At 31.5% G+C, this 26,769-nt stretch carries 34 protein-coding genes, 1 pseudogene and 1 riboswitch; of the genes and pseudogenes, 13 read left to right on the forward strand and 22 right to left on the reverse strand.

The genetic code is table 11. From position 1 onward, the window contains the following. Positions 1–66: 66 nt before the first annotated feature. The 7 genes from EQ029_RS09540 to sufC all read right to left on the reverse strand — a co-directional run bounded on the left by EQ029_RS09540 (position 67) and on the right by sufC (position 7,887). Positions 67–1,140: an NAD(P)H-dependent flavin oxidoreductase gene (locus EQ029_RS09540; protein WP_011276298.1), complete on the reverse strand. Its 1,074-nt coding sequence runs from the start codon at positions 1,138–1,140 to the stop codon at positions 67–69. A 294-nt stretch (positions 1,141–1,434) separates the two neighbouring features. After that, complete coding sequence (locus EQ029_RS09545; RefSeq protein ID WP_011276299.1) at positions 1,435–2,115, reverse strand: hypothetical protein; 681 nt, start codon at positions 2,113–2,115, stop codon at positions 1,435–1,437. Between the two features lie 206 nt (positions 2,116–2,321). Next, positions 2,322–3,719 (reverse strand): Fe-S cluster assembly protein SufB, encoded by a 1,398-nt coding sequence (gene sufB, locus EQ029_RS09550; RefSeq protein ID WP_011276300.1) that lies wholly within the window; start codon positions 3,717–3,719, stop codon positions 2,322–2,324. Between the two features lie 179 nt (positions 3,720–3,898). Next, complete coding sequence (sufU, locus tag EQ029_RS09555) at positions 3,899–4,360, reverse strand: Fe-S cluster assembly sulfur transfer protein SufU (RefSeq protein WP_011276301.1); 462 nt, start codon at positions 4,358–4,360, stop codon at positions 3,899–3,901. Beyond that, positions 4,350–5,600, reverse strand: a complete 1,251-nt coding sequence (locus EQ029_RS09560) for a cysteine desulfurase (protein WP_172458783.1) — start codon at positions 5,598–5,600, stop codon at positions 4,350–4,352. The genes sufU and EQ029_RS09560 overlap by 11 nt, the downstream gene beginning before the upstream one ends. Positions 5,601–5,640: 40 nt before the next feature. Further along, the gene (gene sufD / locus EQ029_RS09565) at positions 5,641–6,948 is read right to left on the reverse strand and encodes a Fe-S cluster assembly protein SufD (RefSeq protein WP_011276303.1); all 1,308 of its coding nucleotides are present in this window, start codon (positions 6,946–6,948) and stop codon (positions 5,641–5,643) included. Between the two features lie 177 nt (positions 6,949–7,125). Beyond that, the gene (gene sufC / locus EQ029_RS09570; RefSeq protein WP_011276304.1) at positions 7,126–7,887 is read right to left on the reverse strand and encodes a Fe-S cluster assembly ATPase SufC; all 762 of its coding nucleotides are present in this window, start codon (positions 7,885–7,887) and stop codon (positions 7,126–7,128) included. Between the two features lie 354 nt (positions 7,888–8,241). Here sufC and popT point away from each other — a divergent pair, with 354 nt between their 5' ends. Then, positions 8,242–9,093: a polyprenyl-phosphate transporter PopT gene (gene popT / locus EQ029_RS09575; protein ID WP_011276305.1), complete on the forward strand. Its 852-nt coding sequence runs from the start codon at positions 8,242–8,244 to the stop codon at positions 9,091–9,093. Positions 9,094–9,185: 92 nt separating this feature from the next. Here popT and EQ029_RS09580 read toward each other — a convergent pair. Further along, positions 9,186–10,863: pseudogene (locus tag EQ029_RS09580) on the reverse strand (IS1182 family transposase). A 287-nt stretch (positions 10,864–11,150) separates the two neighbouring features. Then, positions 11,151–11,345 carry a CsbD family protein gene (locus tag EQ029_RS09585; RefSeq protein ID WP_011276307.1) on the reverse strand — a complete coding sequence of 65 codons (195 nt, stop codon included), beginning with the start codon at positions 11,343–11,345 and terminating at the stop codon, positions 11,151–11,153. A 168-nt stretch (positions 11,346–11,513) separates the two neighbouring features. Between EQ029_RS09585 and EQ029_RS12600 the strand changes: the two genes are divergently transcribed. Next, positions 11,514–11,678 (forward strand): hypothetical protein, encoded by a 165-nt coding sequence (locus tag EQ029_RS12600; RefSeq protein WP_016931019.1) that lies wholly within the window; start codon positions 11,514–11,516, stop codon positions 11,676–11,678. Between the two features lie 47 nt (positions 11,679–11,725). Here the strand turns inward: EQ029_RS12600 and EQ029_RS09590 are convergent, their stop codons facing one another. The 7 genes from EQ029_RS09590 to EQ029_RS09620 all read right to left on the reverse strand — a co-directional run bounded on the left by EQ029_RS09590 (position 11,726) and on the right by EQ029_RS09620 (position 16,239). Continuing rightward, positions 11,726–12,541: a MetQ/NlpA family ABC transporter substrate-binding protein gene (locus EQ029_RS09590; protein ID WP_011276309.1), complete on the reverse strand. Its 816-nt coding sequence runs from the start codon at positions 12,539–12,541 to the stop codon at positions 11,726–11,728. Between the two features lie 20 nt (positions 12,542–12,561). Next, positions 12,562–13,257 carry a methionine ABC transporter permease gene (locus EQ029_RS09595; RefSeq protein ID WP_053031113.1) on the reverse strand — a complete coding sequence of 232 codons (696 nt, stop codon included), beginning with the start codon at positions 13,255–13,257 and terminating at the stop codon, positions 12,562–12,564. Continuing rightward, positions 13,250–14,275 carry a methionine ABC transporter ATP-binding protein gene (locus EQ029_RS09600; RefSeq protein WP_057504673.1) on the reverse strand — a complete coding sequence of 342 codons (1,026 nt, stop codon included), beginning with the start codon at positions 14,273–14,275 and terminating at the stop codon, positions 13,250–13,252. The genes EQ029_RS09595 and EQ029_RS09600 overlap by 8 nt, the downstream gene beginning before the upstream one ends. An 84-nt stretch (positions 14,276–14,359) precedes the next feature. Beyond that, positions 14,360–14,465, reverse strand: a riboswitch (SAM riboswitch). 57 nt (positions 14,466–14,522) lie between these two features. Then, positions 14,523–14,819 carry a thioredoxin family protein gene (locus tag EQ029_RS09605; protein WP_011276313.1) on the reverse strand — a complete coding sequence of 99 codons (297 nt, stop codon included), beginning with the start codon at positions 14,817–14,819 and terminating at the stop codon, positions 14,523–14,525. Next, positions 14,812–15,198, reverse strand: coding sequence for a toprim domain-containing protein (locus tag EQ029_RS09610; RefSeq protein ID WP_011276314.1), 387 nt, complete (start codon positions 15,196–15,198; stop codon positions 14,812–14,814). Before EQ029_RS09610 ends, EQ029_RS09605 begins: the two co-directional genes overlap by 8 nt. Before the next feature lie 191 nt (positions 15,199–15,389). Next, positions 15,390–15,770 carry a glycine cleavage system protein GcvH gene (gene gcvH, locus EQ029_RS09615; protein WP_011276315.1) on the reverse strand — a complete coding sequence of 127 codons (381 nt, stop codon included), beginning with the start codon at positions 15,768–15,770 and terminating at the stop codon, positions 15,390–15,392. A 115-nt stretch (positions 15,771–15,885) separates the two neighbouring features. After that, positions 15,886–16,239, reverse strand: coding sequence for an arsenate reductase family protein (locus tag EQ029_RS09620; RefSeq protein WP_011276316.1), 354 nt, complete (start codon positions 16,237–16,239; stop codon positions 15,886–15,888). A gap of 141 nt (positions 16,240–16,380) precedes the next feature. On the opposite strand from EQ029_RS09620, the gene EQ029_RS09625 reads away from it, so the two are divergent. Further along, positions 16,381–16,704: a thioredoxin family protein gene (locus tag EQ029_RS09625; RefSeq protein WP_011276317.1), complete on the forward strand. Its 324-nt coding sequence runs from the start codon at positions 16,381–16,383 to the stop codon at positions 16,702–16,704. A gap of 170 nt (positions 16,705–16,874) precedes the next feature. On the opposite strand, the gene EQ029_RS09630 is transcribed toward EQ029_RS09625, so the two are convergent. Both EQ029_RS09630 and aroD read right to left on the reverse strand, forming a co-directional pair. After that, entirely contained in the window at positions 16,875–17,414 is a 540-nt protein-coding gene (locus EQ029_RS09630) for a nitroreductase family protein (protein ID WP_011276318.1), read from the reverse strand. Between the two features lie 70 nt (positions 17,415–17,484). Then, complete coding sequence (gene aroD / locus EQ029_RS09635) at positions 17,485–18,210, reverse strand: type I 3-dehydroquinate dehydratase (RefSeq protein ID WP_037558439.1); 726 nt, start codon at positions 18,208–18,210, stop codon at positions 17,485–17,487. Positions 18,211–18,372: 162 nt separating this feature from the next. Here aroD and EQ029_RS09640 point away from each other — a divergent pair, with 162 nt between their 5' ends. From EQ029_RS09640 to EQ029_RS09650, 3 genes are all read left to right on the forward strand, one after another. Continuing rightward, entirely contained in the window at positions 18,373–18,795 is a 423-nt protein-coding gene (locus tag EQ029_RS09640) for an organic hydroperoxide resistance protein (protein ID WP_016931015.1), read from the forward strand. Between the two features lie 262 nt (positions 18,796–19,057). Further along, complete coding sequence (locus tag EQ029_RS09645; RefSeq protein WP_011276321.1) at positions 19,058–19,549, forward strand: GNAT family N-acetyltransferase; 492 nt, start codon at positions 19,058–19,060, stop codon at positions 19,547–19,549. Between the two features lie 131 nt (positions 19,550–19,680). After that, complete coding sequence (locus EQ029_RS09650; RefSeq protein WP_011276322.1) at positions 19,681–20,298, forward strand: LysE/ArgO family amino acid transporter; 618 nt, start codon at positions 19,681–19,683, stop codon at positions 20,296–20,298. A gap of 186 nt (positions 20,299–20,484) precedes the next feature. Here the strand turns inward: EQ029_RS09650 and EQ029_RS09655 are convergent, their stop codons facing one another. Further along, on the reverse strand, positions 20,485–21,093 hold the full coding sequence (locus EQ029_RS09655; protein WP_011276323.1) for a histidine phosphatase family protein: 609 nt from the start codon (positions 21,091–21,093) through the stop codon (positions 20,485–20,487). Positions 21,094–21,320: 227 nt separating this feature from the next. On the opposite strand from EQ029_RS09655, the gene EQ029_RS09660 reads away from it, so the two are divergent. Then, positions 21,321–21,563: a hypothetical protein gene (locus EQ029_RS09660; protein WP_011276324.1), complete on the forward strand. Its 243-nt coding sequence runs from the start codon at positions 21,321–21,323 to the stop codon at positions 21,561–21,563. Here the strand turns inward: EQ029_RS09660 and EQ029_RS09665 are convergent. Further along, positions 21,555–21,758, reverse strand: a complete 204-nt coding sequence (locus EQ029_RS09665) for a sterile alpha motif-like domain-containing protein (protein WP_033079647.1) — start codon at positions 21,756–21,758, stop codon at positions 21,555–21,557. The two genes, EQ029_RS09660 and EQ029_RS09665, sit on opposite strands and share 9 nt — an antisense overlap. Before the next feature lie 550 nt (positions 21,759–22,308). Here EQ029_RS09665 and tsaA point away from each other — a divergent pair. The 3 genes from tsaA (at position 22,309) to lnsA (ending at position 23,476) form a co-directional block, all read left to right on the forward strand. Then, complete coding sequence (tsaA, locus tag EQ029_RS09670; protein WP_011276325.1) at positions 22,309–22,566, forward strand: type II toxin-antitoxin system antitoxin TsaA; 258 nt, start codon at positions 22,309–22,311, stop codon at positions 22,564–22,566. Positions 22,567–22,588: 22 nt separating this feature from the next. Then, positions 22,589–22,777, forward strand: a complete 189-nt coding sequence (gene tsaT, locus EQ029_RS09675) for a type II toxin-antitoxin system toxin TsaT (protein WP_011276326.1) — start codon at positions 22,589–22,591, stop codon at positions 22,775–22,777. A gap of 117 nt (positions 22,778–22,894) precedes the next feature. After that, a complete protein-coding gene (lnsA, locus tag EQ029_RS09680; RefSeq protein WP_011276327.1) occupies positions 22,895–23,476 on the forward strand; it encodes a lipoprotein N-acylation protein LnsA in 582 nt (193 codons plus the stop codon). Between the two features lie 47 nt (positions 23,477–23,523). Here lnsA and EQ029_RS09685 read toward each other — a convergent pair whose 3' ends face one another. After that, entirely contained in the window at positions 23,524–23,760 is a 237-nt protein-coding gene (locus EQ029_RS09685; RefSeq protein WP_016931008.1) for a hypothetical protein, read from the reverse strand. Positions 23,761–23,929: 169 nt separating this feature from the next. Here EQ029_RS09685 and EQ029_RS09690 point away from each other — a divergent pair, with 169 nt between their 5' ends. Beyond that, on the forward strand, positions 23,930–24,676 hold the full coding sequence (locus EQ029_RS09690; RefSeq protein WP_037558435.1) for a membrane lipoprotein lipid attachment site-containing protein: 747 nt from the start codon (positions 23,930–23,932) through the stop codon (positions 24,674–24,676). Between the two features lie 68 nt (positions 24,677–24,744). Here EQ029_RS09690 and EQ029_RS09695 read toward each other — a convergent pair whose 3' ends face one another. Further along, positions 24,745–25,353, reverse strand: coding sequence for a GNAT family N-acetyltransferase (locus tag EQ029_RS09695; protein ID WP_011276331.1), 609 nt, complete (start codon positions 25,351–25,353; stop codon positions 24,745–24,747). A 136-nt stretch (positions 25,354–25,489) separates the two neighbouring features. Between EQ029_RS09695 and EQ029_RS09700 the strand changes: the two genes are divergently transcribed. Together EQ029_RS09700 and EQ029_RS09705 are read left to right on the forward strand one after the other, a co-directional pair. Beyond that, the gene (locus EQ029_RS09700; protein ID WP_011276332.1) at positions 25,490–26,236 is read left to right on the forward strand and encodes a poly-gamma-glutamate hydrolase family protein; all 747 of its coding nucleotides are present in this window, start codon (positions 25,490–25,492) and stop codon (positions 26,234–26,236) included. Positions 26,237–26,311: 75 nt separating this feature from the next. Continuing rightward, on the forward strand, positions 26,312–26,599 hold the full coding sequence (locus EQ029_RS09705) for a hypothetical protein (protein WP_011276333.1): 288 nt from the start codon (positions 26,312–26,314) through the stop codon (positions 26,597–26,599). Positions 26,600–26,769 lie beyond the last annotated feature (170 nt).

Genomic DNA, 26,769 nt, shown 5'->3' on the forward strand with positions numbered 1-26,769 from the left:
ATCTTTACATTATCTTATTATTTTCGGAAATGTTGCATTCTCATGCACACTCTATTTTTCTAAAAATCATCGAACAACCGTTAATAATGTTTTTACTTGTTCAACAAGTCGATCCATCAATTGATTGACATGTTGTGACGTAGCTAAACGTGGCGATTGACCACTCCACATATGCGTCCATTCACGATGCCCTGTGGAAGCGGCTGTCTTTCTAATAGAATTAGTTAGTTGATTTTGTACAGGATATGGCGGTATGTTCCCTTCGTATTGTTTCATCGTCTCTACAAATTCATTGTTGATACCGCGTGCTGATTTACCACTAAATACGTCAGTGACTATTGTATCAGTCTCTTTACTATGAAGCACTGCTTGTTTAACTAATTGATTTGCGCCACTTTCTTCAGTAGTTAAGAAAGCGGTTCCCATTTGTACACCTTGTGCACCTAGTATCTGACTAGCTAATATACCACGACCATCCATAACACCACCTGCAGCAACAACTGGTATCGATACATGATCAACTATCTGTGGTATTAAACTCATTGTTCCTATGAGCGGTTCACGCTGATTGTTGGTTGTTAAAAATGACCCCCTATGTCCACCTGCTTCACTGCCTTGAGCAACTACAATATCCATACCTGCATGCTCATTTGCAATTGCCTCATCTACAGTAGTAGCTGTACCAATTAAAGTAATTTTAGCACCTTTTAATTGTTCAATGATTTCTTTTGACGGGATACCAAAGGTGAAACAACATACTGGTACTCTATATTTAATCACAGTTTGAATTGCACTTTTAAATTGTTGTTCTTCAGAAATATTGACTACTGGCTCTTCAAGATTTAATGCCTTACGATAGGGTTTCAGCCAAGCATTCATATGTTCGACTTGTTCATTAGTGTATGATTGATGACTTGGTACAAACAAATTCACACCAAATGGTTGTGATGTTAATCCTTGCACTTTTTGAATTTCTTGCTCTAACTTTTTTGTAGTAAAGTAGCCCGCTCCAATACAGCCTAAACCACCTTTATTACTTACAGTTGCAACAAGTTCCGCAGTTGTACTACCAGCCATACCTGCTTGAATAATAGGATATTGAATATTTAAAGATTGCGTTAGTTGATTGTTATACCACATTTAAAATCACCTTTTCTTTATTTTAGGGTAATTACTATGCTTATTTCACTTAAATAATTATTCAAAGTATTCCCTACTCCCATTTTCAGTAAACTTTGCTAATTTTTGAAAAAATAAAAGCAAGGACTGAACTTATGTAAAGTTAGCCTTGCTTATAAAATGATGATTTTACAATAGTGCACTTGTTAAAAAGATAATTATTTAATTATGCAGACATCACATATTTATGTATTTCAAAAAGATATTTAAAATTAGGAAAGTTTCTAAATTTGATACTTATCTAATTATTAATTTTTAAATCGAAATCAAAAATAAAAATTGCCATAAACACAAAATCATTGGTCGAAATACTAGACCGGGAAATTTGCCTCTTTTATTCCATAACACTACGTCAACAATGAAATAAATGACAATTAAAAACGCTGAGATTAAAAACATAAAGCCTCCAAACCCTAACAAATTATCAGTAGTTTTGGTCAATTCTTGCGCCATCATCCATTCCTTACTATGTATAAATCTTACTTTAGTTGACCAAGCAACTATTAGAAAAGCAGCTCCAATTGAACCTGACCATGCAATTATATTAGCCGATTGCAATTCGTCTTTCATATCTTTCATTTCTTGCTTGGTAACTTTGTTAGTTTTACCGTGTCCAGTTTTCACAAATTCTATTTTTGTTTTGAATGGCCGTTTTACCAAATAATGACTCGATAAATAACACATCAATAGGAACGGAAGAAGTGTTGCGACAAAAACCAAGTTGTAAGTATGGATATCTTCTCCTGTAAAATGTATTAGCAATTCAAGTAATGATGAATAAAATAAAAATATTCCTAAATACCAAATCTTCTTTTTCTTTTGAATCTGCCTTAGACTGATCATTGCTATAAAGATTAAGCCAATTGAACCTAAAAATATAGCAAGATATTCAATAATGATAATCAAAGAATACCAATTCGCATAAAAGTCAAACATTGTAGAGTCCTCTCAAAACATGTATTTTGATAAATCAATTACTTTTTTTAATATTATATATAAATATATCATAATAAAAATAAATAATTAATATAAATAAGTGTTAACTATTTTGAGATATAAAAAAGCACCAAAGCATTCACTTAGTTAGAACACTTTGGTACTTGTGATTGTTATTAAGAAAAAGTTAATAGTATGAGTTAAAATTAACCGATACTACCTTCCATTTCAAATTTGATTAAGCGGTTCATTTCTACTGCGTATTCCATTGGTAATTCTTTAGTGAATGGTTCAATGAAGCCCATAACGATCATTTCTGTCGCTTCTTCTTCTGAAATACCACGGCTCATTAAGTAGAATAATTGTTCTTCTGATACTTTAGAAACTTTCGCTTCATGTTCTAATGAAATATTGTCATTGAATACTTCATTATAAGGAATAGTATCTGAAGTAGATTCGTTATCTAAAATTAAAGTATCACATTCAATATTAGAACGTGCACCTTTCGCTTTACGTCCGAAGTGAACGATACCACGATAAATAACTTTACCACCATTTTTAGAAATAGATTTAGATACGATTGTTGAAGATGTGTTTGGTGCTTTATGAATCATTTTAGCACCAGCATCTTGTACTTGACCTTTACCAGCAAAGGCGATAGATAATGTACTACCTTTCGCACCTTCACCTAAAAGAACACAGTTTGGATATTTCATCGTTAACTTAGAACCTAAGTTACCGTCAACCCATTCCATGTTACCATTCTCATGAACAAACGTACGTTTTGTAACTAAGTTATAAACGTTGTTAGCCCAGTTTTGAATTGTAGTATAACGTACGTGTGCATCTTTATGAACGATGATTTCAACTACTGCTGAGTGTAATGAACTTGTTGTATAAACAGGTGCAGTACAACCTTCAACGTAGTTTACTGAAGCACCTTCATCAGCAATAATTAATGTACGTTCGAATTGACCCATGTTCTCTGAGTTAATACGGAAGTATGCTTGTAATGGTGTATCTAATTTAACATTCTTAGGTACATAGATGAATGAACCACCTGACCATACTGCTGAGTTTAATGCTGCGAATTTGTTATCAGCTGCTGGAACAACAGAAGCAAAGTATTCTTTAAATAGTTCTTCGTTTTCACGTAAAGCACTATCAGTATCTTTAAAGATGATACCTTTTTCTTCTAATTCTTTTTCCATATTATGATATACAACTTCTGATTCATATTGAGCAGAAACACCTGCTAAATATTTTTGTTCAGCTTCTGGAATACCTAATTTATCAAATGTACGTTTAATTTCTTCAGGCACCTCGTCCCATGAACGTTGAGTATGCTCTGAAGGTTTAACGTAGTATGTGATGTCATCAAAGTTTAATTCTGATAAATCGCCACCCCATTGAGGCATTGGCATTTTGTAGAATAATTTTAAAGCTTTTAATCTGAAGTCGAGCATCCATTCAGGCTCTTCCTTCATTTTTGAAATTTCTCTAACGATATTTTCTGTTAAACCACGTTCTGATCTGAAAATGGAAACATCCTCATCGTGGAAACCATATTTATAATCTCCAACATCAGGTGCTTTTTTAGCCATTTCAATCACTCCTTAAATATATTTAAAACGACGTGCGTGAGATTTTTAATATTCATTATTGTCTATTGCCATTGTAACAATATGCAACCTTCATAAAAAGTCAAAAGTGTAAAAAGTTAAAGTTGGACTTTAGAAATTGCTATCTATCATCACTATAAAGTTTCACATACGACTAAAGTTTACTCTTCTGTCGTACCTTCTGCTTTACCTTCCTTTTCAACTGTTCCTTTTTCAAGTGCTTTCCAGGCTAATGTTGCACACTTGATGCGTGCTGGGAATTGAGATACACCTTGTAGTGCTTCAATATCTCCCATTTCTTCAGTGATTTCATAGTCTTCACCAAGCATCATCTTAGTAAATTCTTGACTCATTTGCATTGCTTCACCTAGAGAATGACCTTTTACCGCTTCAGTCATCATAGATGCACTAGACATCGAAATAGAACAACCTTCTCCTTCGAATTTAGCATCATTAATAATGCCGTTTTCAATATCAAACGTTAATCTAATGCGGTCACCGCAAGTAGGATTGTTCATGTCTACAGTCATTGAGCCATTGTCCAAAACGCCTTTATTTCTAGGATTCTTATAATGATCCATAATTACAGATCGATAAAGTTGATCTAAATTATTAAAATTCATAAGAGAAAAACTCCTTCGTTTGTTTCAATGCTTCAACAAGTTGGTCTACATCTTCTTTAGTATTGTATACATAGAAGCTTGCACGTGCAGTAGATGATACATTCAACCATTTCATTAACGGTTGTGCACAATGGTGTCCAGCTCTTACAGCAACACCTTCTGTATCTACTGCTGTAGCAACATCATGTGGGTGGATATCAGCCAAATTAAATGTGATAACACCGGCACGACGTTCTTTTGGAGGACCATAAATTTCAAGTCCTTCAATAGATGACATTTGTTCATAGGCGTATTCTGTTAATGCTTTTTCATGTTCATGAATAGCATCAAAGCCTAATTTCTCAATGTAGCGAATGGCTTCACCTAATCCAATTGCTTGAGCGATAATAGGTGTACCAGCTTCAAATTTAGTAGGTAAATCTGCCCATGTAGCGTCATATTTACTTACAAAGTCAATCATATCTCCACCAAATTCAGCTGGTTCCATTTCTTTTAATAAATCACGTTTACCATATAACACACCGATGCCAGTAGGTCCTAACATTTTATGACCACTGAAACTGAAGAAATCAGCGTCTAAATCTTGAACATCTATTTTCATGTGAGGTGCTGATTGTGCACCATCGACACTAATAATTGCACCATGCTCATGAGCAACTTTAGCGATTTCTTTGATATCATTAATTGTACCTAACACATTAGATACATGTGCAATCGCTACAATTTTAGTATTATCATTTATTGTCGCTTTAACATCCTCAAGTCTTAATTCACCCTCATCTGTCATAGGAATGAATTTTAATGAGGCATTTTTACGTTTAGCTAATTGTTGCCATGGAACAATATTGGCATGGTGCTCCATTTCAGTAACAACAATTTCGTCGCCTTCTTCAACATTGGCATCTCCGTAACTGCGCGCAACAATATTAATTGCTGCAGTTGTTCCTCTAGTAAAGATGACTTCTTCAAAGTATTTAGCGTTAATGAAACGTCTTACAGTCTCACGAGCACCTTCGTATCCGTCAGTAGCAAGTGAACCAAGTGTATGAACACCACGGTGTACATTTGAATTATAACGTTTATAATAATCATCCAATACGTTCAACACTTGAACAGGTGTTTGACTGGTAGCTGTAGAATCAAGGTATGCTAATCTTTTTCCATTAACTTTTTGATCTAATATTGGAAAATCTTTGATGATTTCCTCAACATTTAATGAAGTTTCGGCCACTTTTTTCACGACCTTTCTAATATTAAAAATCTCTTTTAGATTTATATGTTTATTTATTTACTTTAAGTTCAATTACTTCTCTTAATTGACGTTTAACGTCTTCAATTGGTAATTCACGTACTACAGGATCTAAGAAACCATGAATTACTAATCGTTCAGCTTCTTTTTGAGAAATACCACGACTCATTAAGTAGTAAAGTTGCTCAGGGTCAACTCGGCCAACAGACGCTGCGTGTCCTGCTTCTACATCATCTTCATCAATTAATAAGATTGGATTCGCATCGCCTCTCGCATTCTCAGAAAGCATTAAGACACGTGACTCTTGGTTAGCGATAGATTTCGTACCGCCATGTTTAATATATCCAATACCATTAAATACAGATGATGCATTTTCACGCATAACGCCGTGTTTTAAAATGTAACCATTAGTTTCTTTACCGTATTGAACAATTTTAGATGTTAAGTTGATTTTTTGGTCACCAGTACCGACAACAACTGATTTAAGTTCACTTGTTGAACGGTCACCAATTAAATTAGTTGTATTATCAATGATTTGACTACCTTCATTCATTAGACCTAATGCCCAATTAATTGATGCATCTGCTGCAGTAGTACCACGACGAATGATATGACCAGTAAATCCTTTATCTAAATAGTCAACTGAGCCATAAGTGATATTTGAATTAGCACCGGCAATAACTTCTGAAACAATATTTAATTGGTTACCTTCACCACTTGCAGTTGATAAATAGTTCTCAACATACGTTACTTCAGCGCTTTCCTCAGTAACAATGATCACGTGGTTAAAGAAACTAGCATTATCATCATCATGTAACACAACATATTGAATTGGATCTTCAACAACTACATTTTTAGGCACATAAACAAACACGCCACCATTAATTAAAGCTGTATGCAATGCAGTTAAACGATGTTCATCAACACTCACTGCATCTGTCATTAAATATTTTTGAACTAACTCCCCGTGATTAATTAAAGCTTCTGATAATCCTTCAATTATCACACCATTTTTTTGTGCTTGATCTGATACTTGAGTATAAGCTAAAGCATTATTATGTTGAACAACTAAATTTTTAGTGTTTTCAACGTCTATAATTTTTTTAATAGCTTCTGGAAGCTCTGATAAATTACTGAAAGATTGACCTTTAACTTCATGTTGTTTAAATGAATCAAAGTCCCATTTTCTTAATTTAGTTTTATCTGGTTTTGGCATTTCTAAAGTTTCTGTTAATTTCAACGCTTTTTGACGTAACTCAGTCATCCAAGAAGGTTCATTGTGCGCTTTAGAATAATCAACAAGTTGTTCCTCAGAAATGTTTAAAGTTTCAGTTGTCATAACTCTCTTTTCCTCCTACTTGATGAAAAATTTTAGCGACTGTAGATATTTCGTATACTTAAATGATTAAGTTTATACGATGTCTAAGTCTCACATGTTTAATCGTTGATATTAATGCAATGTTTCACATTAACACCATGTTTCTAGTTTCATCATTTAAAATAAACGATTGCTAGATTATTCTTTAGCACCGAATTCTTCTTTAACCCATTCATAACCTTCTTCTTCAAGACGTTTAGCTAGTTCAGGACCTCCTGATTTAACTACTTTACCACCGTACATAACATGTACTTTGTCTGGTGTGATGTAGTTTAATAAACGTTGATAGTGTGTAATCATTAAAGCACCAAATTCTTCGCCACGCATTTCGTTGATACCTTTAGATACAACTTTTAATGCGTCAATGTCTAAACCTGAGTCGATTTCATCTAGGATGGCAAATTTTGGTTCTAACATCATTAATTGTAAGATTTCGTTACGTTTTTTCTCACCGCCAGAGAAACCTTCATTTAAGTAACGTTGTGCCATATCTTTATCGATATCTAAGAAATCCATTTCTTTATCTAATTTTTTGATAAATTGCATTAAGTTGATTTCTTGTCCTTCTTCACGTTTCGCGTTAATAGCTGAACGCATGAAGTCAGCATTTGTCACACCAGTAATTTCTGATGGATATTGCATTGCTAAGAACAGACCAGCTTTTGCTCTTTCATCAACTTCTAATTCTAAAATATTAACGCCATCTAGTAACACTTCACCTTGAGTTACTTCGTATGATGGATGTCCCATAATCGCTGATGATAATGTTGATTTACCAGTACCATTTGGTCCCATAATTGCATGTATTTCACCTGTATTAATAGTTAAATTAACACCTTTTAAAATTTCTTTATCTTCAATAGACACATGTAGGTCTTTAATTTCTAATGTTGATGACATTTATATTCCCTCCGTAAAATATAAAGTTTTCTTAACTAGTTTATAATAATTTTAATTTGTAGTCAAAAAGACTTTGTGTACTTTAATACACTTCATTATAACGTAAATAGCCCTTAATATAAACTTATTAAAACTCTAAATTATAGTGATTATCTATCTAAAATAATTTTTATTTGATACTCAATTTTTTCTCGCAACTGATAATCAAAGGCTTATTGTTCTCAATAGAAATATTTCCGACACAAATGTTATTAATTTAGCGCGATTTTTATAAAAATTATATTTTTACAAACTGAATATTTTATAATTATTCAAAATTCTGTTATGATGCTATTTAATTGAAAGGAGACATTCATGCAAAATTTTAAATGGATAAATATATTAAAAGGGTTTGGTATGGGAACAAGCGATTTAGTTCCTGGAATAAGTGGAGGAACCATTGCCTTACTATTAGGCATATATGATGGATTCATTTCTTCAATTAGTGGCTTATTCTCAAAACGATTTTGGCCTAGTTTAAAGTTTTTACTTCCTATTTTAATAGGTATGGCTTTAGCTATCGGTATATTAAGTAATCTAATCAATTATTTATTAGAACATCACCAAGTAATTACAATGTTCTTCTTTACCGGTTTAATTATTGGTATCATCCCTTATTTACTAAGAACTGTGAAATTTAATAAAACGTTTAAAGCAAAACATTATAGCATTATGGTAGTAGGCATTATCATTTTAGTAGTAATTACATTAATGAATTCAGGTAATCAAAGTGCTGATACATCACTAGATTTATCATTCGGTCTTATTATTAAATATTTCTTAGCTGGTGCGTGTGCTTCAAGCGCAATGTTATTACCTGGTATTTCCGGATCGTTTATGCTACTAGTATTTGGTGCTTATGGAACAATTATGTTAGCCATTGCTGATTTAGTTAAATTGAATTTCGATGGCCTACCATTATTAATTGTTGTAGGATTAGGTGTGTTAGCAGGGTTTTTATTATCAAGTCGTATTATTAAATACTTCTTACATCATCATTTCTATACCACATTCGCATTAATAACTGGATTCGTTATCGGCTCCATATATGCTGTATTCCCTGGTCTTCCTCAAACTGGTATTGAGTGGACACTTTCAATCATCACTTTAATCATTGGATTTGCAGCTAGTTATTGGATTGGTCAAATTACTGATGATAATGTGTAATTAATTTTAAAATATTATATAAATATTTATAATGAAACGGACCCATAAGGTTAATCTAATGGGCCCGTTTTTCTGTTAAATTAAAATTCATTTTAAATTGAAAGAGTCCGGGACATAAAGTTCTTGGATAAGTGAAAAAAAGACAATTTCTATTGAAATAATATAGAAATTGTCTTTTTTATAAATTTTTTGATTATTTTCAGCTCGTTGAGCTACTACTTTTCTTATATTAAGTGCCATTAATACAAAACCAAGTTCTCTTTTGACTTTATTGAGTCCTCGGACAGACATCCGAGTGAAACCCAAAATAGCCTTCATAAATCCAAAAACAGGTTCCACATCAATTTTTCTTTGACTGTAGATATTTTTTGTTTCTGGTTCTGAAAGCTTTTTGTTAATTTGGGATTTAAAATATTCCCAGTTATAATTCTTCATTATTTTTTTGTTTGTTTTTGAATTGAAGTTCATACATTGATTTTTCAGAGGACATTCTGAACAATCATCACATTCATATAATTTGAAGTCTCGCTTATAACCATACTTATCATGACGATAGGCATATCTTTTAAAACCTAGCCGTTTATTATTCGGACAAATGAATTCGTCATTAATTTCGTCATAGTTCCAATTTTGAGTATTAAAGATGTCACTTTTATATTTTTTAGTTTTATCTTTTATAAACATTCCATATGTTATGAGTGGCGTTCGATTAAAGTCATCTATAATTGCCTTATAATTTGATTCACTACCATAACCTGCATCAGCTACAATATATTCAGGTAAATGACCGTAGGTCTCTTGAATTGAATTTAAAAATGGAATCATCGTTCTAGTATCCGTTGGATTTTGATACACATTATAAGATAAAACAAATTGGGAATTTGTCGCTATTTGTAAATTATACCCTGGCTTAAGTTGTCCATTTTTCATGTGATCTTCTTTCATTCTCATAAATGTCGCATCATGATCTGTCTTAGAATAACTATTTCTATCCTTTAAAATAGATTTTTGAAATTCGTATCGATACTTTCGCTCAAAATAATCATTGATTTGCTTTTTGTATTTTTTGATTTTAGTTCTTTTGAGACGTATTTGTTTTCTTGTTTTAGTACATTTTTCATTGTTGATATGTTGGTTTAAATCTTCGATTTCTTTATCTAAGTGACTACCAATCAAATCTATTTCTTCTTTTGTTAATTCATTATCATGATCTTCTTTAATTTCCGGTATGATTTTATTGGTTACCAATTCATGGTAGAGGGCTTTAGAATCCTCATTCATCTTTGATTCATGGTTTTGAATACTCTTTTTCCATACAAATGTATATCGATTGGCATTTGCTTCAATTTTTGTACCATCAATAAAAATAGCTTTATCATCTATAAGATTTTGTTTTACACACTGACTGTAAAATTGAATAAATAAAGATTCTAATAAAGCATCTACTTTTGGATTTACTCTAAATCGATTAATTGTTTTATAAGAAGGTTTTTGATTTTGTGATAGCCACATCATTCGGATGCTATCATTAAGCATTTTTTCTATTTTACGACCTGAGAATACAGATTGTGTGTAGGCATATAGAATCACTTTTAACATCATTTTAGGATGGTACGAAGTTGCACCACGGTGATGTCTGAATTCGTCGAATTCATTGTCAGGAATTGTTTCAACAATATCATTTACATGTCGTGAAATATCATTTGTGGGGATAAGAACTGAAGTTTCCATTGGTAGAGTAAGTTGAGTCATGTTATAATTTTTATACATAAGGCACCTCGTTAATTTAGTTTAGTGATGTTTATTAAATTATACGAAAGTGCTTTATTTTTTTAAAGTATTACAATGTAAAATTACATATAAATACAAAGTATTTTGGCGAGACTCTTGAGGGAACAGGACAAGCTGAAGACTACAGGCTGAAGCTGTCCCCTAAGAAAGCGAGCCAACAATACGGAGTATTGTAAATAAAGAAGCCAGTAAATGAAATTGTTAAAACTCATTTACTGGCTATTTCTCTAGGGTTTATGTCCCAGACTCTTTATGATATAGACAAATTATTTGTTATCGTTATTACCTTTTACTTTATCGATAAGGTCGTTAGCTTTATTTTTAACGTTTTCAACTGCTTCTTTGGCTTTACCAGAAGCTTTATCGTTTTGACCTTCTTTTTCTAAATCTTTATTGTCAGTTACGTTACCAACAGTTTCTTTTAAGTTACCTTTTGCTTGTTCAAATTTATCTTCAGCCATTTAAAATTCCTCCTTGATTGTCTGTATCTTCACTTAATGATTAAATACCCCTATAATCTTATCATTAAACACCTTATTCATAAATTTTATATATTATAGAATATTTTCATTCTATTGAATAATTCTTATATAATGACACTGTAACAATAAAATTAAAGGGGGTATATGATGAAATTTATTAATTTTACCGCTATGACTGAAAGTGGTTTAACTAAAAAAGTAAATCGCTTTTTAGAGGAGAACCCGTATATCGAAGTTATTAAATTTGATTATACAATGGGATCTGGTGGACAAGGCGTCGGTATATTGTATAAGGACAGAAAATCTTTCTAAATAATAGAAACTCCGTAATCAAAATGGTTACGGAGTTTCTTTCATTATTATTTCGCTGGTACAACTGCACCTTTATATTTGTCTTTAATGAAATCTTGGATTTCTTTAGATTGTAACACTTCAATTAAAGCTTTAATTTTTTCATCATCTTTATGTCCTTTTTGAACTGCGATTAAGTTAGCATAAGGGTTGTTATTTGGTTTTTCAATAGCAATTGAATCTTTTTGAGGGCTTAAACCTTGATCAATCGCATAGTTAGAGTTGATGATTGCAGCATCTACATCTTCATTTTGATAGATTTTTGGAAGATATTCTGCTGATTGTTTACTGTTGAATTTAATGTCTTTTTTGTTTTCAGTGATATCTTCGAATTTAGCATCTTCGATTTTTACACCTTTTTTAATTTTAATTAATCCTTCATCAACAAAGAATTTTAAGAAACGTCCTTGTTCAGCTGGGTTATTTGATACATAAACTGTTGCACCTTTAGGAAGGTCTTTTAAACTTTTATATTTTTTAGAGTAAACAGCCATTGGTTCTAAGTGAACTTTACCTGCGTCTTCAATTTTGTATCCTTTTTCTTTACTTTCAGTTTTTAAATAAGGTACATGTTGGAAATAGTTAGCATCCAATTCACCTTTATCTAATAATTTGTTTGGCGTAGTGTAATCATTAATTGTTTTAATTTCTAAGTCATAGCCTTTCTTTTTAAGTAAAGGTTTAGCCTTTTCAAGAATTTCAGCGTGAGGTGCTGGAGATGCGCCTACAACAATTTTTTTATCTTTATCCCCACTACCATTACCACAAGCTGCTAAAACGACTGTTAATGTTAATACTAAAAATAAGCTTAAAAGTTTTTTCATTGAATCATTCCTCTTTTCTTTTAGCGTTTGTCAATTTTATTTGTAATCCAATCCCCAATAAATTGAATTATAAATACGATAATTAAAATAAATACAGTTGAAACTAAAATGACATCGTTTTGGTTACGAGTGAAACCTGTTAAGTAAGCTAAGTTACCTAAACCACCTGCACCAATTACACCTGCAATTGCAGTAGAACCAACTAATGCGATTGCTGTTACAGTAATACCTGAAACTAGTGCTGGCATTGCCTCAGGTAGTAATACTTTTCGGACAACTGTCCAAGTACTAGCTCCCATTGACCAAGCCGCTTCGATAACACCTTTATCTATTTCTTTGAAGGCAATTTCTACTAATCTTGCATAGAATGGTGCTGCACCAATAACTAGAGCTGGTAAGGCACCAGTTGGACCACTTATTGTTCCAAGGATCACACTTGTAAATGGAATTAATAACAAGATTAAAATGATAAATGGAATCGCTCGGAATAAGTTAACAATAAATGAAACGATGCTATAAAAGACTCTAGCACCTTTAGAATTACTCTTAGCTGATAAGAATAATAATACTCCTAAAATCAATCCAAAAATAAATGCGAAAATAGTTGAAACTATAGTCATATATAATGTTTCATAAATGGCTTGCCATACTTCAGGCCATTGGACGTTAGGCATTGTAATCATCTCTTTAAAAATATCACCATAAGATTTATCCATGCTTAACCACCTCCACATTTACATGTTGCTGATGTAAATCTTCTTTAAATGTCTCAAACTCTGTTTCAGCAATATGTGGAATATGAACCACCAAGAACCCGACAGAACCACCACGGGTATTTTTTATGTTTGCTTCAAGAATATTTATATCAATGTTATGCGTTTTACTTATGTAAGATACAACTGGTTCAGTCGTATTACCACCATTGAAATTAAGTCTAACAATGTATGCATCTGAATCTAATGGTTCTAGATGTTTGATTGATTCTTCAAAATCATCATCCAAATCATCTTTCACAAATCGTCTTGTAACTTCATGTTGTGGATTTTCAAATACTTGCGTTACTTTACCTTGCTCAATTACACGTCCACTTTCCATAACGGCTACTTCATCACAAACACGTCTGATAACATACATTTCATGAGTGATAATCACGATTGTAAGGTTTTCACGTTCTTTAATTTTTAGCAGTAGGTCTAAAATCTCATCTGTTGTTTGTGGATCTAATGCGCTTGTAGCTTCGTCACATAAGAGGACGTCAGGTTCATTAGCCAAAGCTCTTGCAATACCCACACGTTGTTTCTGCCCACCTGATAATTCTGATGGATAAGCATTTTCTCTGCCATTTAAACCAACAAGGTCAATTAATTCTTTCGCCCTTTCATTTGCTTTGGTTTTAGAATACCCTGCAATTTCTAAAGGGAACGTGATATTTCGAAGTACTGTTCGTGACCATAATAAATTAAAGTGTTGGAATACCATACTTACTTTTTGTCGTTTTCTTCTTAATTCTGCTTTTGAAAGTTTGTTAATATTATCGCCATCTATAATAATATCGCCAGAAGTAGGTTCTTCTAAATTATTGAACATTCTGATTAACGTACTTTTACCAGCACCAGAGAATCCGATAACTCCGAAAATAGAGCCCGTTTCTATATTTAAGTTAACGTTATCAACTGCTAGTACATCTTTATCTTTAGTGTGATAACGTTTTACAACTTGATTTAACTCAATCACGTTTAGTGCCTCCTTAAAAATCATTATGTAATTAAAAAATGCTTTCTCACTTTAGCAAAGTTGAGAAAGCATTGATTCATCTTTCTCTCATCTTCTAAAGTAATCAACTTTATGTGAATTGGCACCATTTCTATAACTAGACGGTTGCCGGGCTTCATAGGGCACATCCCTCCACCTCTCTTGATAAGAATTTTCGCACTATTTAATTAATTTATATCCTACCATTGCACTATAATTTCGTCAATAATTATTTTAACTTTTCTAACAAATAAGGAACAGATTGAAAAGCATAGATTCTATCTATTTCTATATCTTTATTCATTACTATTAGAACAGGAACTGACATAATTTTGTTACGCTCACTATATTTAGGATGGTAATTCAAATCGATTTTTTTAACGGGTAATTGTAGTATTTCATTCGCAATATCTAGCATTCGCTCTGACATTTTACAAGTACCACACATCGGTGTGTATCCAAAAATTAGATGTTTTTCTTTATTAAAATTCTCACAAATATCTTCTATTTCTACAGATTTACTCATGCATGATTACTAACCTTTCAGTCGTTAAATTAGGAATTAGACGTTTCTCTTTACGAACTGTAAAACCATGTTTACTCAATACATGCGCAAGATAATTCTTTGGGCATCTAGCTACCTCACAAAATGTTTTATCCACATAGATATGTTCACATTCGCTAAGATGACGTTTAAACCATTTTCTTATCTTTTCACCTTCGTCATCTGAGTCTGCTAGAACAAAGACTTGCTTTTCATATAATGTTTCAATCATGTCATCTAATTTATCAATACTCATTGTACCATGCGTACAAATAATATTTATAGGTTCAGCGATGACTTGTTGTACTCTCTTCTTATCAGATTTGCCTTCAACAATAATAACTTTATTTAAAATTGCCATGATAATCCACCTTCTAAGTCGATAATAAACAATCAGTTACTTTTTCACAGAACGCTAATAGATTAAACATTATTTACGATTACTTAACATTTTATATCAACAAAGTATAAATTTTAAAATTTGTTGATTATTATTTACAAAAAATAGGCAAAATAAAAACTCCATGACCGCAATCAAGGAGTTTAAATTAATTATTCACCAATCATTTCTTTGTATTGATCAGCTGATAATAAATCATCTAATTGGCTTTCATCGCTAAGTTCAACTTTAACCATCCATGCTTTCTCATATGGTGATTCGTTAACAAACTCAGGACTATCTTCTAATTCTTCATTTGATTCAACAACTTTACCAGATACTGGCGCATATAATTCAGAAACAGTTTTAACTGATTCTACACTACCAAAAGTATCCCCTTCGTTGATTTCGTCATCAACTTCTGGTAATTCAACGAATACGATATCACCTAATTCACCTTGTGCGTATTCAGTAATACCAATTGTTACTGTGTTGCCTTCAACTTTTACCCATTCATGTTCTTTAGAATATTTTAATTCGCTCGGTACTGCCACGAGAATCCCCTCCTAAAATTAATTACAATTTAATGATGCCATACCGTAAGTTTTCATTCAACTATTAAAACAAAAAGTTACAATAATTTATATAATTAGAATTTGTAATTTTAAACTATAACCAAATTTCTTTGTATTGATCTTCTTTAAATCCTAATGTGATATTATCTCCAGCAATAGCTAATGGTCGTTTAACTAACATGCCATCTGAAGCTAATAAATTTAATTTTTCATCAGTTGATAAATCTTTTAATTTATCTTTTAACCCTAGTTCTTTATATTTAGCACCATGGGTATTAAATAATTTATTAACCTCTACACCTGTTTTATCGATAATTTCTTCAAACTCTTTTTTAGTTGGTGTGTGTTGTACAATATCAATTGGTTCGTAACTTACGCCATGTGTATCTAAAAATTTTGCGGCTTTTTTACAAGTTGTGCAATTTGAATATTGATAAAATTTAATCATTCAGATGTAACCTCCTATTCTGTCTTAATTTAAATATATCAGATAATCTATGTAAACGCTCTATATTTTAAGCTTAATTTTTCAATTAAAGGAAATTATTCGTTATAATACATTTAGTAATTATCTAAAGGAGCGTTTATTATGCAAAGTATTAATACAACTGATGCGTTTAAATCAACAATTGAAAGCGATAAACCAGTTATCGTAAAATTTGAAGCTGGTTGGTGTCCTGATTGTAAATCTATGGACATGTGGATTGATCCAATCGTCGAAAAATATAATGACTATGATTGGTATACTGTTAACCGTGATGAACTCGAAGATGTAGCTGCAGATAATGATGTAATGGGTATTCCTAGCTTATTAGTATTTGAAAATGGCAATAAACTTGCGCATTTACACTCTGCTAATGCTAAATCACCTGAACAAGTAGAATCATTCTTATCAGAAACATTTAATAAATAGGATATAGAATAGTTATCTAATTTGAAAAATTAATTTGATGATACTATTCTGGCATAGATGACTAGAACTGAATAAAGTTTGTTATAGATGCTTTCTCAGTTCTGTTAGCTATGCCCGTGTAATAATAAAGACGGTTGAGACATTTATTTGTCCAGCCGTCTTTATTAATTCTAGTATTTTGAAATTAAATGTTTGTTTTTACGCGGTGCTTTTGGTGGCACTTCTTCTAAATCTGTTAGGTAAAGGAAACCTGCAATGACTTCATCTCCATGAACGCCAAATACCTTACGAACTTTTGGTTCAAAAATGTAAGGTGGTGTCTTCCAACATGTACCAATCCCTTGTTCATGTAATAGAAGCATTAAGTTTTGAGCATACGCACCCATCGCAAAAAAGTTTTCACGATTTTGTCGTTGTCTTGGGTCAGTTTTAAGTACTAACACTAACATACCACCAAGATTAGTCACATTATTATAATGATCTTCTTGTTTCTCAGGATGATTTGGAAATGCAAAATGCGTTACATCCCTGCTCATTTCACCTAATCTATCTTTGGCTATATGGATAATTCTCCATGGTTCTCGCATGCCATGGTTTGGAGCATCTGCAGCTTTTTCAATCGCTTGATAAAGCTTATCATCATCTATTGTCATATCATGTTTGAATTTCTTTATACTTCTTCTTGAAGCAATTGCCTCTTGTAATTCCACAATTATCGCTCCTTATTGTTGATAACTCTTCTCAATTATAAAACCTTTACCTATTAATTTCAAATGTATCTTAATGATTACTATAAAATAATAGTTGTTGTTTTAAAGTTTTAACATGTATTTGTCCAGGGGCTTGGGGCTCACCTAAACATCCATAGGATACAGTGCCTCCAAACACACCTTGAGCTGTTCTACTAACTAAGCCAACTTTAGACATAGAAATACCAATCACCTTAGCATCAAGAGTGTCAGCACTTGTTGCTACTGCTTCAAGCAATGTAGCTACGTCTTCTTTGTCTTGTGGCATGACAGCTATTTTGACATAATCTGGGTTCAATTGATTCATTTTATAATATGTGAATTTTAAAATATCTATATCAGGTGTTTCTTGAAAATTATGATAAGATATAACAACTTGTTTATTATATCGGTGTGCTAGGTTAATTAAATCACGATGCGCAAAAACGTCAAAATCACTATCCCATTCAATATCAATCATTTGGCAATGATGATTTTTAATAATTTCTTTTAATAACGTCATGTATGCTTCATATTTCATTTCACCTTTACCGCCTTGTGAGACCGTGCGATATGTTACCAAGACGTTAACGTTTATATTTAATTCTTGTAGTCGTTCTAAATTGGATTTAAGCAACTCAAGATGTCGATCTTCCCATTGGTCAATTCGTAATTCAATTATATCAATATCATCACTATATTCTTTGATGTTATCTAATGTTACTGTATCCAGTAATTGATTGGGAGCAACTGTGGCAGCAACTTCAACATTCGTCATAACGATCCCTTCTTCCTCAATTTAACTTGTATTTATTTTAAACTAAAGGCCGTCACTCTCCAACCTCGAGTAACATACTTTTCAATAAAATTAATAATCAATGATTTAAAAATATGTAAATGGGTAAATAATAAATGTATACGAATTTAGGAGGTAATAATAATGGCAGTTCAATATGAAACAAAAGCTACAAACGTTGGTGGACGTAAAGGACATGTAAACACTGACGATAATGCAATAAATGTAGATGTATTACCACCACAACAAGCAGACGGAAACGCAACTAACCCTGAGCAATTATTTGCTGCTGGTTACGCTTCATGTTTCAATGGTGCGTTCGATCTTATCTTAAAACAAAATAAAGTACGTGACGCTGAACCAGAAGTTACTTTAACGGTTCGCCTTGAAGATGATCCAGATGCGGAAAGTCCAAAATTAAGCGTAGCGATTGATGCTAAAGTTAAAAATGTATTGTCTCAAGAAGACGCTGAAAAATATCTTCAAGATGCACACGAATTCTGCCCATATTCTAAAGCAACTCGTGGTAATATCGATGTTGATTTAAACGTTCAAGTAGTAGATTAAATTTATTTTTAATCATGTACTAATAATTTTAGACACAAAAATCTTTTAGGGATTTTTGTGTCTTCTTTTTTTGTGAATTTTTCCAATTTAAGTTATTCTATAAATACAGTAAATAAAAAACTTTATAAATCATTTATACATATTAAAAATCAAATAGTTTTTATAAAATTATTTTTACTTCAATCTTTTGAGTTCACCCCATTATTTATATAATTAATGAAATTTTAAAAACGTTATTCTATGACAGGTATAGGAGGCCATGATGACAAATATTCGTATACTTAAACATGATGATTTAGACCATTATACTCAATTATTATCAAGCAATACGCACACTTATTCGTGGGACAAGGTCTATCTCGAAAACATTTCAAACAATGATCTCAAACAAATGCTATATGATGATGATGAATTTTGTAATATTATCGGTGCTTTTAAAGATGATAAACTTGTAGCATGTGTTACTTTGCGTCAATTAAGGCAAGTTGGAAGTTCACACAAAGCCATGATAGAGAATTTATTCTTACTTGATAAAAAAGATGAAAGTACAATTTTAAATTTAATGCAATTTGCTATAGATTACGCTAAATCTCGCAACATTGAAAAATTGATGACTTGTGTAACTTCTAATAATATTAGTGGCAAAATCTTTTTCTCATCAATGGGATTTGAAACTTTGGGTCTCGAATCGAAGTCTTCAAAAATTGGTGACGAATATTTCGATGTTCATTGGCTATTGTATGATATCGTTTAACCCCCTATTTTAACTATACTTTTTAAAAATTTTTCTCTAGACATTTAATTTATAGCCTTTATAATAATTGATATATTCTAAATTTTCAGATTTTATAAAATTTAAATACACTTAAGTCTAGGGGTATTATATTGTTACAAGCTATTTTACACGGAGTATTATTAGCTATAGGCTTAATACTACCATTGGGGGCTCAAAATATATTTGTTTTTAACCAAGGCGCTAACCAAACAAAATTTAGGCGTGCACTTCCTGCTATTATTACAGCTGGTTTATGTGATTCTTTACTCATTATACTAGCAGTGGTTGGCGTGTCCCTTATACTTATGTCATTTCCAATACTTCAATTGATTGTTTACATAATAGGATTAGTATTTCTACTCTATATGGCGTGGACATTGTGGCATGAGCAAAGTAGTGACATTGATGAGCAAGGTGGCATATCACCTGCAAAGCAAATAAGCTTCGCACTTTCTGTTTCATTACTTAATCCTCATGCAATTATGGATACCATTGGCGTAATAGGTACAAGCGCTTCTGCCTATGATGGCTCTGAAAAGATAGCATTTACTGTTGCGACAATTAGCGTTTCATGGCTATGGTTTATATTTCTAGCTATTGCTGGTCGTACTGTAGGCCATTTTGATAAATCAGGTCGCCTATTGATTCTACTAAATAAAATTTCAAGTATTATTATCTTAATCGTTGCATTCATGATACTTCAAAAAATTTATCAACTCATATTTTAAAAATTTTTTCTTAATTATAGTAGTAGGCTAGAACTTAAAATAACTTATCATAAGTGTTTTTAGGTTCTAGCCATTTCTGTTTTGTAGATTTAAAAAGGAAAAAATCTCTACAAGTAATTGTCCTTGTAGAGAATGTTGAGTTAATATTTTATTTTTTGACTTGTGTCTATCTATATTTGCTATATTTTAATTTTCATATTTAGTAATTTCTTCGTTTTCTGGATCAATCTTTTCAATAAACCGAAATTCGTTATTTCTATATTCAAATTTTAAAATATGACAATTTCCAATAAAGTAATTAATTGCTTCTGTATCTCCAATAACTTTTCTTAAAAATACGTCAATCGTAGTTCCATGACTTACAACTAAATTTGAATCACTATCTGATGTACGCATTATTTCAGTTAATGTACCTATAAAACGTTCTTCCACTTCATTTTTAGACTCTCCGTCAAACACTACTAAACGATCCCCAAAAGCATCTTTAATATCATAATTTGCGTTTAGTAAATCATTACTTTCGCCTTCTAAAATACCAAAATGCCATTCTTTGAGTCCCTTTAAACGGTTATAGTCTTGGTTTGGTGCGACGCATTCCAATGTATCACATGCGCGTTCAGAGCTAGATGAATATAAATTTCCAAATGAAATATTATGTTCGTTAAAATATTGACCAGCTTGTTTGGCTTGAGAGATTCCTAAACTTGTTAAAGGAGAGTCACTTGCCCCCTGCACCTTACCTCGTAAATTAAACATTGTTTGTCCATGTCTCATTAAATAAAGTGTTTTTGACATTGTATACACCTCAAACTTAGTTTTTGTTTCAAATTTCTGACATTAATTGAATGCTTTTATTTGTTATTAACTGTTCTTAAGTACAATTGTATTTTCGAGTAATAGTATACATTAATTTTTTAATTTTCAAAAACAAGAACATAGAAAAAATTTATAAAGTGGTTTGAGTACCGTCATGGTGGGTATAAATTATTATAAGATTCACAATTCTAAAAGGAGTGTCTTTCATGAGCGACCATAATCAATATAATTATGTTAATCCAAATAAGCTCTCGTTAGATTGGGAATGTTTAATCATAAGTAAAACAGATATGTTATTAGATGGTGTTCCAAAAGAATTAATTAATTCTTGGATGGACAGAAATATTATTGAGCCTTTTTCAATAAAAGATAATGAAATTAACTTTAAAACTAAAGATGTGTGGAATGCGCTAAACACCCAAAATTGGTATTACGCTCACTCAAATTAATTTATAAAGACTTATTGCTCTATTAGTACTTTCAATAAGTTGATGATCGACGTAGTTAGACATAACATACGACCTAATAGCTTTGTTATTCCGTTCGTGTTTTGGAAACTCACAGTCGTTTTCGATATATTGAGCTAAACTTCCTAGAGGTGTATCATCGTTTATAAACCCAATTATAAAATCATAGAATGTCATAGTTCCCCTCCTCAGTTTAATTTATCTCTCTTAAAATATTTCATTATTAATATTGTCTAAACATATAAGATAACTCAACTTTAACATGTAATTAGCAACTTTTGCTTATTTCTAGTATATAACTCATTGCATTAAATATACTGTTTAAGATTATTAAATCATTTACCCAATAATTAATCACTAAATTTGTTATTTATTAAGATGGTAACTTGTCGTAATTGTTACAATATGGTGAAGAAATCGAAGTTCATTTGTTTAGTTATGTAGCTTCACGCAAAAATGAAAATAAATATTAAAACATTTATCAAAAGTTATAAGGGATGTTGTGTCAACCGCTTCATTAAGTCGGTTGACATTTTTGTATATAAAGAAGATTAAATATAAGTTTGATATTTATTATTGCTCACTTTTACAATATTAGCAACTAAATTTTTGACAAATTCTAATATTAGGATAAAAACATACAATTACTTTGATTAACTCATTCTACCGGTATACAATAAATGATATGATTATATAAAGTTTAACTATTTAATAAGAGGTGACACCCATGAATAATAATAAAATTTTTTGGATAAATATTTTTATGACGCTATTATTTTTGGGTTTCAATATCATTGTCACTTACAATGCAGACTTAGATGATTTCTTCTGGCTAATTCCAGGACTGACAATTAGTGGTATCACAATTGTACTAAGCTTAAGTACTGCGCTCATTTGCAAGAACCTGGTTAGCGAAGTTATTTTTCTAATCAATATTGTTATGCTTTTATACTACATTTATCCTATGGTATATACATTCTTTTAATATAAATTTAGGAGGCTTACGCATGAGTTTGCATTTAACTATATTGTTATGGCTTGGTATCATTTTTGTAATAGCAGCCTCAATTATATTGGGCTTATTACTTAAATCTAAAAAAGAAGAACGTAAAGAATCATATTTAGGTTTTACCGTAATATTTTATATTTTTGGATTTGCTTTACTCATCTACGTATTCATATTTGGTATATTATAGCGTAGAATTAAAGAACAAAATGACATTGTTATTTTTGTTCTTTTTTATTTATATCTATATGTAATATTCATTAATAACTCATCAAATATGATTTGTTAATTTCTAAGGAGTATCAAAGTGAAATATTCAATTTCTCCATTTATAAAAATATTCTTTGTTACACTGATAATTCTTATAACTTTTCCAACACACTTATTAGCTTATACGAGTAACTCTAATGCACTTTCACCAACTGAAGATGATTTTGATTTACAACCAGGTGATATTATACTCACTAAGGGCCCAGTTTTATTTGGTTTCTTTGGTCATTCTAGTATCGCACTTGATCACGATACCGTTTTACAAATAGAAGGCCCTGGGGACAAACCCATTACAGAGTCATTCCATTCTTTCAAACAACGATTTGGTGAAGGCAAAGATGATTGGATTAAAATCTACCGTTGTTCTATGCCTGGAGCTGGAGAGAGAGCCGCTAAATGGGCTGAAGAACACTATAAAGATACAGATAAGACATATCTAGTCACTTTAAATCTTAAAAGTGAAAGATTTACATACTGTACTAAGATTATTTATCAAGCTTATAAATATGGCGTAAGTAAAAATTCAATTAACGAACATGGCTTACTCATCATTTCTCCATACGCGCTTGTAGATAATTTCACGAAAGATTATCAACTCAAATTAGTTAAACAATACTAAATATCTATAGTAAAAAGAGTAGCTTTGAAATAGCTACTCTTTTTTAGTTAGACAGTTTCCTTGAAATAATTTATGAAATGCTCATTTTCTTCTAATAAATCAATATAAGAAATAGAGCTAAACGGGATAATACGTGTACAATTTTTTAAAGGATAGATGATAATTTCATTTTCATAATCTAGATGAATATCATTTTCTAACACCATTTTTTTAGAACCCACTACAATCGCAATTGCTTTAAAATCATTATTATCAAAGTACTTTTTTAATAATTTTTTATCCATGTTATCTCACATCCTATTCACTTCATATTTACCATTATTTTGTAAAATAACAATGAAATTAGCGTATAATTTATGTAAATATATCTTTTAAAATATTTTCAAAAATTCAAAACATTTACTAGTCATTTCATTATAAAATAATATTATATTAAATTTAGGAGTGACTATATTGAAAAAAGTTTTATTTACATTATTATTAGGTCTTTTTATATTAACTGGTTGTAGTTTTTCGAATGAAGATAAGGAAGAAGATCATTCTAAATCTAAATCTTCCTCACAGAATAAAAAAGAGAATGATGATACTAAAAAGAAAAATGATCAACATTCTGATTCTAAGTCATCAAAAAATGATACAGAAAGCGATGATGAATCTACTGATCAAAGCAATGAAGACAGTTCTTCCAGCGAACAGCAATCTACTTCTAACTCGTCTTCTCAGAATGCAAAGCAAATCGATATTCACAATATAACAGACCGCGCCACATTAGAAGCAGTTATTAACAGCAACAATTACTCTGAAATAGATAAAATTGCTGCATATAATAGTGCAGTTGCAAATGGTGTTATTCCACAAGGTAATGTAATGGAAGGCCCTGCAAGTGAAGCTTATGCAAGTTCACTACGCGTGGAAAGTGGTCAAGAAAAACCTGTTTATGATCAGTCTAACCAGTCTTCAGAAGAAGAAAACATAGACGATCCAAATGCAGAAATCAACGCTGCAACTAATGAGGATGAATACGTAGATGCTTTGAGAAAAAAATATAACGGCGGTTTATCTTCTGGAGAGATTCAAACTAAGCATGCAATTGAACAAGGTTATTATGATGGTGATGATGCTGAAGAAGTTTATCAAACAATACAACAACGAGAACAAGATATAGCTAACGGTAAATACGATAAATATAAGAATAATTAATAAAGTTCATGGACTTAGAGAGAGGCAAGCTATCACATGTTAAATATATGATGTGACTATGCCTCTCTCTATTTTACTTCTTTTCTCATTTGATATAGATAGTACGGTTTCTTATTAATTTCTCCAACAATTTCAAATCCCATTTTTTGATATAGTTTCAATGCTGCATCATTATCTTGTACTACTGTTAAAGAAAGTTTACTGAAGCCTGATTCTTTAGCTTTTTGTTCAGCAAAATTTAATAATTGTTGCCCTACTCCTTTTCCCCTTGCATTAGGCATAGTCGCTAGCATACTAATATGGTATTCATCTTCATTACCCTCGTCCATCGTTACAAGTGAATAAAAGGACTTCGGATGTGAAATGATTGATAAGAAAGGTTTCAACTTATTCATTGAAATTATTTGAAGTACTGTTGGCGTCATCGCTCTATCAATCTTTTTTAAAGGATTGCACGTTATAGCCCCAAGCACTTGATTATCTTCAAGAGCTACAAATGACATATCATGACTAAAGCGATTCGCACGATTTTTCCAAAGTTGTTGTAAGTCATCAATAATTTCATTATCACTTGACTTACCTAATATAATTTTAGCCATGTCATCTATTGCCGAGTAAATTAACTGACCCCCTTCATTATGGTGAGGCTTCGCTGATTGAATTGTTATTTTCGTCACTTTCATTCCTCCTTATTTCAATTATTTACTTATTTTTCTAAATTAAACAATATTTGAGCTTATCAGTAATATAATTTATAATATAAAAGTTAAATTACACATTTTTATTATTACAATCAATATAAAGGAAGGTCATATGAGAAAAAGAAAAAACTGGTATTCTAAATTATATTATATTTTTATTTCTGTCATAATTATTACTATTATAGTTATTGCATTTATACTTTATAAAACGCGTGAAGATAAACAAAATCGTTCATTAGATTATTATTCAAATTTCGAAGAGCTAAAAGAAAACACAACAGAAGGTAAAGATTGGCGTATTAAAACGAAAAATCGTAAAGATAATCACATTCTTGTCACAGCTATACATGGCGGAGGTATTGAACCAGGTACAACTGAACTTGCACGTCGTGTAGCCAATATAGGTGAATATGATTTTTACACATTCGAAGGATTAATGCCAAAGCATAACGAACGCTTGCATATCACCTCAACTGTGTTTGATGAACCGACGCTATTAAAAATGTTAGACCACTCAGATGAGACAATATCCATTCATGGCTATTCTGGTGAAGACCCTATTGTTTACGTTGGTGGTAAGGATAAAAAATTAGCGAAATCTATCACAAAATCATTAAAAAATAAAGGATTCACCGTTCAAAAGAGTCCTAAAGGTATTGAAGCAACATCTTCATCTAACATTATTAATAGAAGTGATAATGATTCGGGCGTTCAACTTGAATTAACTACTGGTCAAAGAGCATTATTCTTTAAGGATAAACAATTAGATCAAAATATAAGAAAGAACCCTGACAATTACACACATACATTTTACAAATTCGCTAAAGCAGTTAATAAAGGCATTGAAGATGCACAGTAGTTTATTAACCCCTACGCTACGTTTTCAATCATATTTAATTTGGGTATAACGTACTATAGTGAGGGGGAACATGTCATGTTAGATTCATTAACTCAAGAACAAAAATATACGATAGCTAAATTTTATAAATTATACATGGAACGTTCTAATGAAGGGCAATCTGAAAGTGAAGCGAATTATTTTGGAGATAGTATAAAAGCACAAGATGATTATTTCTGTGATCGTGAATACGATGATTTTTTAGAGAATTGTAAAGTTCTAATCGATCATGGTTATCTTGAAGGACAACTTACAGCAGATAGAATTGATGACATTACCGTTACTAACAAAGCTTTTACCGAAATAGAGCAAAGTTTTAAATAGTTAAACTGCTGTGCCTAGGACATAAGTGAAATAATGATGCGAATTTTCAAATTCGTAGTAGCTGACTGAACTGAAAAGGTGCTTAAAATCAAGCTTTTTCAGTTGTAGTCATCCTTGCGAGTGAGGCCCAAGCAAAGAGAATTTCATTAAGAAATTCTACAAGCAAAGCA

The sequence above is a fragment of the Staphylococcus haemolyticus genome, assembly GCF_006094395.1.
Taxonomy (GTDB): Bacteria; Bacillota; Bacilli; order Staphylococcales; family Staphylococcaceae; genus Staphylococcus; species Staphylococcus haemolyticus.

Excerpts from the sequence above, each read along its gene's own strand:
- popT (WP_011276305.1), top strand. The coding sequence starts at position 8,242 with ATGCAAAATTTTAAATGGATAAATATATTAAAAGGGTTTGGTATGGGA.
- EQ029_RS09585 (WP_011276307.1), bottom strand. The coding sequence starts at position 11,345 with ATGGCTGAAGATAAATTTGAACAAGCAAAAGGTAACTTAAAAGAAACT.
- EQ029_RS09540 (WP_011276298.1), bottom strand. The coding sequence starts at position 1,140 with ATGTGGTATAACAATCAACTAACGCAATCTTTAAATATTCAATATCCT.
- sufB (WP_011276300.1), bottom strand. The coding sequence starts at position 3,719 with ATGGCTAAAAAAGCACCTGATGTTGGAGATTATAAATATGGTTTCCAC.
- EQ029_RS09625 (WP_011276317.1), top strand. The coding sequence starts at position 16,381 with ATGCAAAGTATTAATACAACTGATGCGTTTAAATCAACAATTGAAAGC.
- sufC (WP_011276304.1), bottom strand. The coding sequence starts at position 7,887 with ATGTCATCAACATTAGAAATTAAAGACCTACATGTGTCTATTGAAGAT.
- EQ029_RS09705 (WP_011276333.1), top strand. The coding sequence starts at position 26,312 with ATGTTAGATTCATTAACTCAAGAACAAAAATATACGATAGCTAAATTT.
- EQ029_RS09595 (WP_053031113.1), bottom strand. The coding sequence starts at position 13,257 with ATGGATAAATCTTATGGTGATATTTTTAAAGAGATGATTACAATGCCT.
- tsaT (WP_011276326.1), top strand. The coding sequence starts at position 22,589 with ATGAGTTTGCATTTAACTATATTGTTATGGCTTGGTATCATTTTTGTA.
- sufD (WP_011276303.1), bottom strand. The coding sequence starts at position 6,948 with ATGACAACTGAAACTTTAAACATTTCTGAGGAACAACTTGTTGATTAT.
- EQ029_RS09640 (WP_016931015.1), top strand. The coding sequence starts at position 18,373 with ATGGCAGTTCAATATGAAACAAAAGCTACAAACGTTGGTGGACGTAAA.
- EQ029_RS09645 (WP_011276321.1), top strand. The coding sequence starts at position 19,058 with ATGACAAATATTCGTATACTTAAACATGATGATTTAGACCATTATACT.
- EQ029_RS09655 (WP_011276323.1), bottom strand. The coding sequence starts at position 21,093 with ATGTCAAAAACACTTTATTTAATGAGACATGGACAAACAATGTTTAAT.
- tsaA (WP_011276325.1), top strand. The coding sequence starts at position 22,309 with ATGAATAATAATAAAATTTTTTGGATAAATATTTTTATGACGCTATTA.
- sufU (WP_011276301.1), bottom strand. The coding sequence starts at position 4,360 with ATGAATTTTAATAATTTAGATCAACTTTATCGATCTGTAATTATGGAT.
- EQ029_RS09590 (WP_011276309.1), bottom strand. The coding sequence starts at position 12,541 with ATGAAAAAACTTTTAAGCTTATTTTTAGTATTAACATTAACAGTCGTT.
- EQ029_RS09620 (WP_011276316.1), bottom strand. The coding sequence starts at position 16,239 with ATGATTAAATTTTATCAATATTCAAATTGCACAACTTGTAAAAAAGCC.
- EQ029_RS09700 (WP_011276332.1), top strand. The coding sequence starts at position 25,490 with ATGAGAAAAAGAAAAAACTGGTATTCTAAATTATATTATATTTTTATT.
- EQ029_RS09545 (WP_011276299.1), bottom strand. The coding sequence starts at position 2,115 with ATGTTTGACTTTTATGCGAATTGGTATTCTTTGATTATCATTATTGAA.
- EQ029_RS12600 (WP_016931019.1), top strand. The coding sequence starts at position 11,514 with ATGAAATTTATTAATTTTACCGCTATGACTGAAAGTGGTTTAACTAAA.
- EQ029_RS09660 (WP_011276324.1), top strand. The coding sequence starts at position 21,321 with ATGAGCGACCATAATCAATATAATTATGTTAATCCAAATAAGCTCTCG.
- EQ029_RS09605 (WP_011276313.1), bottom strand. The coding sequence starts at position 14,819 with ATGAGTAAATCTGTAGAAATAGAAGATATTTGTGAGAATTTTAATAAA.
- EQ029_RS09610 (WP_011276314.1), bottom strand. The coding sequence starts at position 15,198 with ATGGCAATTTTAAATAAAGTTATTATTGTTGAAGGCAAATCTGATAAG.
- aroD (WP_037558439.1), bottom strand. The coding sequence starts at position 18,210 with ATGACGAATGTTGAAGTTGCTGCCACAGTTGCTCCCAATCAATTACTG.
- EQ029_RS09685 (WP_016931008.1), bottom strand. The coding sequence starts at position 23,760 with ATGGATAAAAAATTATTAAAAAAGTACTTTGATAATAATGATTTTAAA.
- EQ029_RS09665 (WP_033079647.1), bottom strand. The coding sequence starts at position 21,758 with ATGACATTCTATGATTTTATAATTGGGTTTATAAACGATGATACACCT.